The sequence below is a fragment of the Limosilactobacillus sp. DJ3M12 genome (assembly GCF_947381695.1).
Classification (GTDB): domain Bacteria; phylum Bacillota; class Bacilli; order Lactobacillales; family Lactobacillaceae; genus Limosilactobacillus; species Limosilactobacillus kinnaridis.
In genome coordinates this window covers 1-4,150 of sequence record NZ_CANCWY010000044.1, presented here as the reverse complement: position 1 = coordinate 4,150, position 4,150 = coordinate 1, and the positions used below count along the sequence as shown (strand labels likewise).

General features: G+C 37.0%; 2 protein-coding genes. Both read left to right on the top strand.

Annotated features, from left to right (window positions below; genetic code table 11):
* Positions 1-168: 168 nt before the first annotated feature.
* Positions 169-594 (top strand): tyrosine-type recombinase/integrase, encoded by a 426-nt coding sequence (locus QOS06_RS10430; protein ID WP_349496572.1) that lies wholly within the window; start codon positions 169-171, stop codon positions 592-594.
* Between the two features lie 961 nt (positions 595-1,555).
* A partial coding sequence (locus QOS06_RS10425) for an LEA family epithelial adhesin (RefSeq protein ID WP_283596025.1) occupies positions 1,556-4,150 on the top strand: 2,595 nt, incomplete at its 3' end.

Genomic DNA, 4,150 nt, shown 5'->3' with positions numbered 1-4,150 from the left:
TTCTTTTGTTTAGGGGTATTCAAAAGTCTACCACAAATGGCTTTTCTATTTTTCTAACTTAATTTTACAAACGGCGTAAAGAAAGACTTAATACGCTTACGAATTTCAAGCAAGGTGTCAAGGCTTGCATTGTGGGTTGAAGCTGAAACCGGAATGCGACCATAGGAAATTCAGACCCTAAGGTATTCAAATATAACTAAGTCAGAAGGATACTGGGTTCTTAAAATAAGTGACTCGTTTCCTGAAAAGAAAAATGAGTTTAATGGCCATTTAAAATCACGAAAAATAGGTGAGTGGCGATTAACGCCCCCCATTACTAATGATTTACACCAAGCGTTGCATGATTTCAGAAGAGAACAGCAACGGTTTCTGTCAGAAAAAGGGATTGAAAGTAATAATGACCTTATTTTCCTAAGCCTGAGCGATTACCGACTAGCACAACTGGGGAAGCCAATTAGCCAACGGACCATGAATGACGCTATGAAAGAACTGTGCAAGAAAGCAAATGTAAAAAGTAATGGTCTTCCTTTAACATGTTATACACTTCGTACGACGGTAGGTACAAGATTAGCACGGTTGGGTGACTACAGTTAGATTAGGAAATTCGTTGGCAGTCTACATGCGCTATTACGTGAAACCATTTAACCGTGGATATAGTGAATTAATGGATCAGTACCTTAATATGTAGGACTTCTCATATTTTCTCATCTTATGCTCTAAATGCTGTTATATAGGCATTTGTAACGTGATTTCTGAACCTCTAGTCAGCACTAGATAGAATTTAGAAGAATTCAAAAGTCTACGAAATAAGCCGTAAAAGCTTGATTTGTAGGCTTTTTTGTATACTTAAGAAGTAAAGTGAATGGTTCCGAAATGTTGTGAATTACTATTTCAAACACACTAGCAAACACACTGAAATGCTAATGTGTTTCAATGTGTTTAGACCAATTTTGAGGAGACTGCTGATGCTGATATATCAACGATTTGTGGCAATAATTTCAGTGTGTTTGGGTGGTAAATTTAGACCAATTTATAGAAATATTCTTGAGTGTAAATGATTTTTAATATCTTATAGACAAATGTGGTTAGCTGTAGTAGTAGCAGAAAAGGCAACGAAGAACCATCTCTGTATCAAGGATTCAAGCTAAAAAGTCAGTACTTCATGAAGGAAACGACTTAGAGTTATAATTTGAATTTAAACATTATTTCTAGTACCACAATATATGAAAAGAGAGCAGTGAGATTGCGTCTCACTACTCTCAATCGCGAACTTGAATAATTTTAGTGTTTGAAAAGAGATTAGCCTTTGCGGTTAGTTTCTTTTACTATCTGATAAGTTAACTGCAAACAGAAAAACCGCCCGGCTCGAGAGCCAAGCGGTCGTCAAAGTCGCTAAACTGTGCTATAATATTACCAGATTGAAGGAATATTATACTCAACAATTAGGCTGATAGCTTATAGGCTGATAGCTTATAGGCTGATAGCTTAACGGTAGCGCTATTGTTCTGGTGTACTGCAATACACCACTAGTTATTAAATTTGGGAGGTAAAAATAATGATGAAGCGACCTGAATTTTTAGAAACTAAGCGGACACCGCGTTATAGTTTACGTAAGCTTAACGTTGGTGTGGCTTCGGTATTATTAGGAGTAACCATTTTTGGAATTAACTTTACAGATCATTCTGTAAAGGCAGCAACCATAGAAAACGTTAAAGCTTCCAATAGTTCACCAACCAGTAATTTGCAAGTTGGATTGAGAACTACTGGACAAACTAATCCTCAGAAAGCAACTGGTGCAACAGGAGAAGTTCAACAAAGTAGTGCAAGTAACAATGCAACAGCTAATAATTCTATAGAAGCTGCGACAACCTTACAATCTGCACCAAAGACGCAAGGTAGCGCTGACACTGATATTAATTCATCAGCAGCAAAATTAGCAGCTACAGTAGATCAAAATAACACTACTACTCAGGAAGCAACTAGTACAACAGAAACAGTTCGACAAGGTAGTGCAAGTAAGAATGCAACAGCTAATAATTCTACAGAAGCTGCGACAACCCCACAATCTTCACCAGAGACGCAAGGTAGCGCTGACACTGATATTAGATCATTAGATATTAGATCATTAACAGCTAAATCAGCAGCAAAATTAGCATTTATGAACTTATGGGCAGCTTCTGATAGAAATGCAGCAGGTACAGTAAATAAAAAAGATAACAGTAATACTCAGCCAGCTAAAGAAAATCAAAAATTGGCCAATGAGCATAATCTAACTTCTTCAGATAACTACAGTTCTAATATCTATAAAGGTACAGATGGAAAGTATTACAAGGTTGTAACTATTTATGGTAATGACTACGTTTACCATGCTGCTGATATTCAAGCTAATGGTACTGCTACTGGGCAAAATGCAACGACAGCTGAAGATACTAAAAATAATATCAATATTTCTAAAGAAGATTTAGGAAATGGTAAGACCCGTTGGACTGTTGTTTTCTTCCCTCATCAGGGATTACAAAATGTTGGCAGTTCAGTAAAGGGGTTAGTTTCTGCAAAATTTGGTATTGCTCTCACTAATGACTACCAAATCGTTGGTAATGTTGATATGGAAGCAATTAATGATCCTAATCAAAAATATACATATTATAAATTTGAGGACGGTAGCAATAGCGCTACTGACATTACAATAAAAAATCCACCAGCTAAAGTAGACTTTTCATTTAATCCTAAGACAGATGTTGATCCAGATACTGGTTTAATTAATAATAGTAAAACCTTGCCAGCTTATGACAATAGATATTTGCAACCCTCATACTATTTCACTACTGATACTAGTTATGGTAAAACGAACTTATGGCAGACTTACTTTTTCAATAATGGTAATGAGGTTTATTATAATAATGCATATGATGGGACGACCCCTTATCTAGGTGGCGATCATGACTTTCATTTTAATAATTTTATAATTAAAAATAAAACTGGAGTTGACGGTTTAGATTCTAAGGACCTTAATGACCCTAAGGCCCAAATCCCAATCATTTATGACACACGGAATGAATTTAATTCTAATGGCGTATTTAACAGTGTTAACTTTAACCAAGCAATGGAATTTAAGTCACATGGTTACGCAAGTAAAGTTGCGTGGAAAGATCTATCACAACATTCTTCTTATGTTATTTCCTTTACTACGCAACACACAGACTCTCATGAAAAAGATTTAATTTTAGGTCCGAAAAATCAACAATTCTCAGGAATCTCAGCTAATATTTATTCTTATCAGAATGGTTTCTATAACATGTTTTCTAGATTATATGGTGAGCAGAGAGCACTGAATGCAGCTGATGCAGCTCATCCATATGCACCAGTAAACCCTAAAGATATTATTCCTAATTGGCAAGCCGGTGAGGATGCTTTAGCTAAGATTAATAAAGATTATCTTAATAATGCACAAATTAATGCTTTAAGTAGTGAGATTCATAATAATGCTGCAGATCCAGATGCTTTAGCTAAGATTGTAGATCAAGGCAATGCCCTAAACGATGCTATGAAAAAGCTTGGTAATAGTATAGGTCAATATGTTGACCCTAAAGATGACCCTAAAGGTTTTTGGGCTAAGCACAAGGAAGATACAACAAAGGAATCTGATCGCTATAAATACGCAAATCCAGATAAAAAGGCAGCTTATGACAAAGCAACTGAAGCAACTAAAGCTTTGATTAACAAAGATACAGGTGCCTATGCAGATAAAGCGACGGTAGAAAAGCTTACTGAAGCTGAAAATAACGCTTGGTCTGCTCTTGATGGTAAGAAGCCAACTGATACGGAAAGCGACAAGGTAACTGCTAAGGACGGTGTTTCCGTAGATAAGGGAGAGAAAGTCGATCCAGGCAGCTTAGTCAATGTGACTGATCCAGCTGGCAAACAAGTCGAATTACCAGCGGGCTCAGTTGACTGGAAAGAGGGAGCAAAGCCAGACTTGAGAACCTCCGGCGATAAAACCGGTAAAGTTGAAGTTACCTTCCCAGATGGTTCTAAGACTGAAGTGCCAGTCCACCTTCACGTCAATAGTGATGCGGAAAGCGACAAGGTAACTGCTAAGGACGGTGTTTCCGTAGATAAGGGAGAGAAAGTCGATCCAGGCAGCTTAGTC